Source organism: Comamonas sp. JUb58, from assembly GCF_004364775.1.
GTDB lineage: Bacteria > Pseudomonadota > Gammaproteobacteria > Burkholderiales > Burkholderiaceae_C > Comamonas.
Window position 1 is genome coordinate 235,590 of record NZ_SOAL01000008.1, and the last position, 7,143, is coordinate 242,732.

The following is a 7,143-nucleotide window of genomic DNA, read 5'->3' on the forward strand; positions in this document are numbered from 1 at the left end:
AACGATAAGAAATCCACCCCGGTCATGTTGGTCGGGGTGGATTTTGGTTTTCCGCACTTCGATTCCGAACTCGAAGAACTGGGCCTGCTGGCACAAACCGCCGGCCTGAACCCGGTTGCGCGCCTGGTGTGCAAGCGCAAGGTGCCCGATGCGGCCCTGTTTGTAGGCAGCGGCAAGGCCGATGAGATCCGCATGGTGGCGCAGACCTATGGCGCGACCGAGATCCTGTTTGACCAGGCACTCAGCCCGGCACAGCAGCGCAATCTGGAGCGCCATTTGCAGATGCCGGTCAACGACCGCACCTTGCTGATCCTGGAGATCTTTGCGCAGCGCGCACGCAGCCACGAGGGCAAGCTCCAGGTCGAACTGGCCAAGCTGCAGTACCTCAGCACGCGCCTGGTGCGCCGCTGGTCGCACTTGGAGCGGCAGCGCGGCGGTATCGGCACGCGTGGCGGCCCGGGCGAGACCCAGATCGAGCTGGACAAGCGCATGATCAACGATGCGATCAAGCGCACCAAGGACCGGCTCCTCAAGGTCAAGAAGCAGCGCGCTACGCAGCGCCGCCAGCGGCAGCGCAACGATACCTTCAATGTGTCGTTGGTGGGTTACACCAATGCCGGCAAATCGACCTTCTTCAATGCCGTGGTCAAAGCGCGCGCCTATGCAGCCGATCAGCTGTTTGCGACCCTGGACACGACGACGCGGCAGATGTACCTGGAGTCCGCACAGCGCTCCATCTCCATCTCCGACACGGTCGGTTTCATTCGGGACCTGCCCCACGGGCTGGTCAATGCTTTCGAGGCAACACTGCAAGAAGCGGTAGATGCAGATCTGCTGCTGCATGTGGTCGATGCTTCCAACCCTGCCCACCCGGAACAAATACAACAAGTCCAAAAGGTTCTTCGGGAAATTGGGGCAGAAAACGTGCCGCAGGTTCTGGTATTCAATAAACTGGATGCCATTGAGCCAGACCGGCGGCCACCAGCGCTTGCAGACAGCTATGAGCTCGATGGGGTGCAGGTTCCACGATTCTTTGTCAGTGCGGCCAAGGGGCAGGGGCTGGAGGCCGTGCGTGAGCACCTGGCCCAGGCCCTGGTCGCCCGCCAGGCGGCGCTCGATGCGGGTGACGCCTGGGAGATAGCCCCAGACGCCGATGACGAATTGCTGGGAAATGCTCCCTAGGGCTGCCACAATGGCTGCTTGCATGCGCTTGTAACGCTGATTCATAGAGACATCGCTAATGAAACTTCATTCACGTTTTCCGCGCCTGGCCTTGCTGCCGCAAGGCCTGCGCGGAATGTTCAACCTGAACGATCCCCGCTGGGGGCGGGGCGACGATGGCAAGGACGACAGCAGCAATGCAGGTCAAGAGCCTTCCCGTCCGCCCTACAACCCGCCCGAGCAGAATAACCGGCCCAACTCCCAGCGTCCCAGCACCAACGGTGCCCCGGATCTGGACGAGCTGTGGCAGGACCTGAACAAGAAGCTCGGTGGTTTGTTCGGTGGCGGTAAAGGCGGCGGCACGGGCCGCGGCAGTGCAGGGCAGCCGCCTGAGTTTAAGGGTGCAGGCGTTGGCCTGGGCCTGATCGTTGGCGTGGCCGCACTGATCTGGATGGGCACCGGCTTCTTCATCGTGCAGGAAGGCCAGCAAGCGGTCATCACGCAGTTCGGCAAGTACCACAAAACTGTCAATGCCGGTATCAACTGGCGCCTGCCATACCCGATCCAGCGCCATGAGCTGGTCTATGTCTCGCAGATCCGCTCTGCCGATGTGGGTCGCGACAGCATCATCAAGACCACCGGTCTGCGCGAATCGGCCATGCTGACCGAAGACGAGAATATCGTCGAGATCAAGTTTGCCGTGCAGTACCGCCTGAGCGATGCCCGTGCCTGGCTGTTCGAGAGCAAGGCACCGGCAGACACCGTCATCCAGGTGGCTGAAACCGCCGTGCGTGAGGTCGTGGGCAAGATGAAGATGGACGCCGCATTGGCGGAAGAGCGTGACCAGATTGCGCCCCGCGTGCGTGAGCTGATGCAGGTCATTCTGGACCGCTACAAGATCGGTGTCGAGGTCGTCGGCGTCAATCTGCAGCAAGGCGGCGTGCGTCCGCCCGAGCAGGTGCAGGCGGCATTCGACGATGTGCTCAAGGCCGGTCAGGAGCGTGAGCGCACCAAGAACCAGGCCGAAGCCTATGCCAACGATGTGGTGCCACGCGCCACCGGTACGGCCTCGCGTCTGATGGAAGAAGCTGCGGCTTACAAGGCCCGTATCGTGGCACAGGCGCAGGGTGATGCCCAGCGCTTCTCCTCGATCTACACTGAGTACCAAAAGGCACCAGTCGTCACGCGTGACCGTCTGTACCTAGAAACCATGCAACAGGTCTACAGCAATGTGACCAAGGTGGTGGTTGATTCCAAGCAAGGCTCCAACCTGCTGTACCTGCCGCTGGACAAGATCATGCAACAGACCCAAGGCGGTGCTGCTGCAGGCGATGCTGCTGCCAGCTCGAACGCGCCCACGACCAGCGCACCTGCACCCGCACCCTCGGTGCCGGATGCCCGTGCCCGTGATACCAGCCGTACCCGTGACCGCGAGTCGCGCTAGGAGTGATTTGTGAATCGAATGGGATTTTTAGCTTCAACCGTCCTGGTGGTGCTGGCCTTGCTCAGCTCCACCGTGTTTGTGGTCGATCAGCGGCAGTTCGGCATCAAGTATGCGCTCGGCCAGATCAAGGAAGTCATCACGGAGCCGGGCTTGAACTTCAAGCTGCCGCCGCCGCTGCAGAACGTGACCTACCTGGACAAGCGTCTGCTGACCCTGGACAGCACCGACACCGAATCCATGCTGACCGCTGAAAAGCAGCGCGTGGTGATCGACTGGTATGTGCGCTGGCGCATCACCGATCCTTCGGCCTATATCCGCAATGTGGGTACGACCGAAGGCCAGGGCGCAGTCCAGCTCAACCGCGTGGTGCGCAATGCCTTCCAGGAGGAAGTCAACCGCCGTACCGTGCAGGACATGATCTCCGGCAAGCGCGAGCAGACCATGGCGGACGTCAAGCGCGAAGTGCTTGAAGCGGTCAAGGGCAGCAAGCCCTGGGGTATCGATATCGTGGATGTGCGTATCACGCGTGTCGACTATGTGGAAGCCATCACTGAATCGGTCTACAGCCGTATGGAAGCAGAGCGGAAGCGCGTGGCCAACGAGCTGCGTTCGACCGGTGGCGCCGTGGGTGAAAAGATCCGCGCCGATGCCGATCGCCAGCGCGAAGTGACCGTGGCCAATGCCTACCGCGATGCGCAGGCGCTGAAGGGTGAGGGCGATGCCGAAGCTGCCAAGGTCTATGCCGATGCCTTTGGCAAAGACCCGCAGTTTGCGCAGTTCTACCGCAGCCTGGAGGCCTACAAGTCCAGCTTCAACAAGAAGTCGGACGTGATCGTGGTCGATCCATCGTCCTCGGATTTCTTCAAGGGCTACCGCTCGTCCGGCTCCAAGTAAGCCTGGTCCAGCGCCCCATTAAGCCACTTTGCATACGCAAAGTGGCTTTTTTCATTGGGGTTTCTTATAGCATCGCTAGGCGCTGGGCTCTGTAATGGCCGCAAAGGCGCAGTGCAGAGAGCAGGAAATGCGGATCGCTCGCTGTCATCCCTGTAGAATCACGTTTTTAACAGCCCTCCCAATTCCCCATGTCTGCTTGGATCCTTCCGGATCACATTGCCGATGTGCTGCCTTCTGAAGCGCGACACATCGAAGAGCTTCGGCGTGGCCTGCTCGACACGGCTTGTGCTTACGGCTACGAACTGGTAATGCCTCCACTGCTGGAGCATTTGGACTCTCTGTTATCCGGATCCGGTGAAGCGCTGGACCTGCTGACGTTCAAGCTGGTTGACCAGCTATCGGGCCGCACCCTGGGCATTCGCCCTGACACCACCCAACAAGTTGCTCGCATCGATGCCCATTTGCTCAATCGCAAGGGTGTGACGCGTCTGTGCTACTGCGGTCCGGTGTTGCATGCCAAGCCCGATCGCCCCCATGCTACCCGCGAGCCTTTGCAGTTTGGTGTCGAAATCTACGGCCATGCAGGGGTGGAGGCGGATGTGGAAGTGATCGCGCTGGCGACCCAGTCGCTGCGCGTTGCCCAGCTGCATGATTTCTCTGTGGACCTGGCCGATGTGCGCATCGTTCAGCGTCTGCTGGCAGGCTTGTTGGTGGATCTGCCGACCCTGCGCCGCGTGCATGCGGCACTGGCGGTCAAGGATGCCTCCGAGCTCGCCGCGCTGACCCGCGATTTTCCGCAGGCCCAGCGTGATGGTTTGCGTGCCTTGCTCAATCTCTATGGCGACGTGGAGGTGTTGGCGGAGGCTGAAAAGGCCCTGGCAGGTATCCCGGGCGTGGCGCCGATTCTGACGGACCTGCGCCAGTTGGCCAGCCGTATCGACAGCCCGGCCGTCACGTTTGATTTGGCCGATCTGCGTGGCTACTCGTACTACAGCGGCATGCGCTTTGCGATCTATGCGCAAGGGGTGACCGATGCGCTGGTGCGCGGTGGCCGTTATGACGAGGTCGGTGCTGCCTTTGGCCGCAGCCGCCCTGCCGTTGGTTTCAGCCTGGATATCAAGCAGCTGGTGCCGGTGGTCGAGCCGCGCCCGCTGAAGGCCGCCATTCGTGCGCCCTGGGTGGATCGCCACGATATGCGCGAGGTCATCGCCCGCTTGCGCCAGACCGGTGAAACCGTGGTCTGCGCCTTGCCTGGGCATGACGATGAAGTTGACGAATTCAATTGTGACCGCGAACTGGCCGAAGTAGATGGCCAGTGGATCGTGCGCAGCATTTAACCGTATTTTGTTCTTGGATGGGAAAAGACATGGCTATCTCCAAAGGTCGCAACGTTGTTGTGGTTGGCACTCAATGGGGTGACGAAGGCAAGGGTAAGTTGGTCGATTGGCTGACGGAGAGCGCACAGGGTGTGGTGCGCTTCCAGGGCGGCCACAACGCAGGCCACACCTTGGTCATCAATGGCGTGAAGACGGCACTGCATCTGATCCCCAGCGGCATCATGCGTCCCCGCGTCAAGTGCTACATCGGCAACGGTGTGGTGCTGTCCGTGGGCAAGCTGTTTGAAGAAATCGAAGGCCTGGAAAAGGCCGGCGTTCAGGTGCGTGACCGCCTGCGCGTATCCGAAGCCTGCCCGCTGATCCTGCCTTTCCACCAGGCGCTGGATCTGGCCCGTGAAGCGGCCCGTGAACAAGGCGGCGTGCAAAAGATTGGCACCACCGGCAAGGGCATCGGCCCAGCCTATGAGGACAAGATTGCCCGCCGTGCGCTGCGCGTGCAAGACCTCAAGCACCCCGAGCGTTTTGCCACCAAGCTGCGCGAACTGCTGAACCTGCACAACCACATTCTGGTGAGCGTGCTGGGTTCGCAAAAGTTCGACTTCGGCCCACAACTGGCTCCGTACATGAAGAATGGCGAGATCCAGTTCGACGCCGTCTACAACGAGGCCATGCAACACGCCGAGCTGATCAAACCGATGATTGCCGATGTGTCGTCCGAGCTGAACCAGCTGCACGCTGAAGGCGGCAACCTGCTGTTTGAAGGCGCACAAGGCTCGCTGCTGGATGTGGACCACGGCACCTACCCCTATGTGACCTCGTCCAACTGCGTGGCTGGCAATGCGGCCGCCGGCGCTGGCGTAGGCCCAGGCCTGCTGCACTATGTGCTGGGTATCACCAAGGCTTACTGCACCCGCGTCGGTGGTGGTCCTTTCCCGACCGAGCTGGAATGGCAAAAGGAAGGCACCCCAGGTTGGGTGATGAGCACCGTGGGCGCAGAGAAGGGCGTGACTACCGGTCGCTATCGCCGCTGCGGCTGGTTTGATGCAGCCCTGCTCAAGCGCTCGGCCCAGATCAACGGCCTGTCCGGTCTGTGCATCACCAAGCTGGACGTGCTCGACGGCATCGAAGAGCTGCAACTCTGCGTCGGCTATGAGCTCGACGGCGAACGCATCGACCTGCTGCCGCTGGGTGCAGACGACATCGAGCGTTGCAAGCCTATCTATGAAGCCATCCCCGGCTGGACCGATACCACCGTGGGCGTGACTGAATACGACAAGCTGCCTGTCAATGCGCGCCGTTATCTGGACCGCATTGCCGAAGTCACCGGCGTGCCTATCGCCGTTGTCTCGACCAGCCCTGATCGCGACCACACGATCCTGATGCATAACCCCTACCAGGCCTAAACCCTGGTTGCTACTTTTGATTGAGGAAACCCATGCTTACTGAAGACGGCAAGCACCTGTATGTCAGCTACGACGAATACCATGGCCTGATTGAAAAACTGGCCATCAAGATTCACCAATCCGGCTGGGAGTTCGACACCATCCTGTGTCTGGCTCGCGGCGGCATGCGTCCTGGCGACATCCTGAGCCGTATTTTTGACAAGCCCCTGGCCATCATGTCGACCAGCTCCTACCGTGCGGAAGCCGGTACGCAGCAGGGTCACCTGGATATCGCGCGCTTCATCACCACCCCCAAGGGTGAGATCGCTGGCCGCGTGTTGCTGGTGGACGACTTGGCAGATTCGGGTCACACGCTCAATGCCGTGATCAACATGCTGAAGAACAACTACGCGCCCATCACGGAGTTGCGCAGTGCGGTGATCTGGACCAAGGGTGTTTCCACCTTCACGCCAGACTACTCGGTGGACTTCCTGGCAACCAACCCCTGGATCCACCAGCCGTTCGAAGGCTATGACAGCCTGCGTCCAGAGAAGCTGCTGGAGAAGTGGAAAGTCTGATCGGCAGCTGCAGTTGAAAAAAATTGCAATTTCATGAAAAGCTGTCGGTAAACGCCTATACAATAGCGTCTATCGACAGCACGATGCCTTGCAAAGCTGCCAGACTCGAAAGAGGGCGGTTCGCAAGGTTTGTTTTTTTGGAGGTGCTGACAAGGGTCTTGCGGAAACGCTGAAAACTTTGTCAAACAGTTCAAAAAACTGTGCTACAATACAAGGCTTCGCTGATCGCGGCGAAGAGGATCCAGGGGTTAGGCTCTTGGGTTAGGTCTTTAAAAATTAACAGCCGATAAGCGTGGGCGTTTGGTGGCGATTGCCATATGTTCTTCGGAGCAAAACAAGCGCTCACT

General features: G+C 60.1%; 6 protein-coding genes. All 6 read left to right on the forward strand.

Annotated elements, in window-relative coordinates; all coding sequences use genetic code 11:
- Positions 1-24: 24 nt before the first annotated feature.
- The 6 genes from hflX (at position 25) to EDF71_RS11035 (ending at position 6,796) form a co-directional block, all read left to right on the forward strand.
- Positions 25-1,182 (forward strand): GTPase HflX, encoded by a 1,158-nt coding sequence (gene hflX, locus EDF71_RS11010; protein WP_133856624.1) that lies wholly within the window; start codon positions 25-27, stop codon positions 1,180-1,182.
- Positions 1,183-1,240: 58 nt separating this feature from the next.
- Positions 1,241-2,605, forward strand: coding sequence for an FtsH protease activity modulator HflK (hflK, locus tag EDF71_RS11015; protein ID WP_133856625.1), 1,365 nt, complete (start codon positions 1,241-1,243; stop codon positions 2,603-2,605).
- A 9-nt stretch (positions 2,606-2,614) separates the two neighbouring features.
- Positions 2,615-3,499: a protease modulator HflC gene (hflC, locus tag EDF71_RS11020; RefSeq protein WP_133856626.1), complete on the forward strand. Its 885-nt coding sequence runs from the start codon at positions 2,615-2,617 to the stop codon at positions 3,497-3,499.
- 188 nt (positions 3,500-3,687) lie between these two features.
- Positions 3,688-4,836 carry an ATP phosphoribosyltransferase regulatory subunit gene (locus tag EDF71_RS11025; RefSeq protein WP_133856627.1) on the forward strand — a complete coding sequence of 383 codons (1,149 nt, stop codon included), beginning with the start codon at positions 3,688-3,690 and terminating at the stop codon, positions 4,834-4,836.
- A 29-nt stretch (positions 4,837-4,865) separates the two neighbouring features.
- Positions 4,866-6,239, forward strand: a complete 1,374-nt coding sequence (locus tag EDF71_RS11030) for an adenylosuccinate synthase (protein WP_133856628.1) — start codon at positions 4,866-4,868, stop codon at positions 6,237-6,239.
- 32 nt (positions 6,240-6,271) lie between these two features.
- Positions 6,272-6,796, forward strand: a complete 525-nt coding sequence (locus EDF71_RS11035) for a phosphoribosyltransferase (protein ID WP_133856629.1) — start codon at positions 6,272-6,274, stop codon at positions 6,794-6,796.
- Positions 6,797-7,143: the final 347 nt, after the last annotated feature.

What these genes read in the sequence shown, in the direction of transcription:
- EDF71_RS11035 (WP_133856629.1), top strand. Translation starts at nt 6,272, where the DNA reads ATGCTTACTGAAGACGGCAAGCACCTGTATGTCAGCTACGACGAATAC.
- EDF71_RS11030 (WP_133856628.1), top strand. Translation starts at nt 4,866, where the DNA reads ATGGCTATCTCCAAAGGTCGCAACGTTGTTGTGGTTGGCACTCAATGG.
- EDF71_RS11025 (WP_133856627.1), top strand. Translation starts at nt 3,688, where the DNA reads ATGTCTGCTTGGATCCTTCCGGATCACATTGCCGATGTGCTGCCTTCT.
- hflX (WP_133856624.1), top strand. Translation starts at nt 25, where the DNA reads ATGTTGGTCGGGGTGGATTTTGGTTTTCCGCACTTCGATTCCGAACTC.
- hflK (WP_133856625.1), top strand. Translation starts at nt 1,241, where the DNA reads ATGAAACTTCATTCACGTTTTCCGCGCCTGGCCTTGCTGCCGCAAGGC.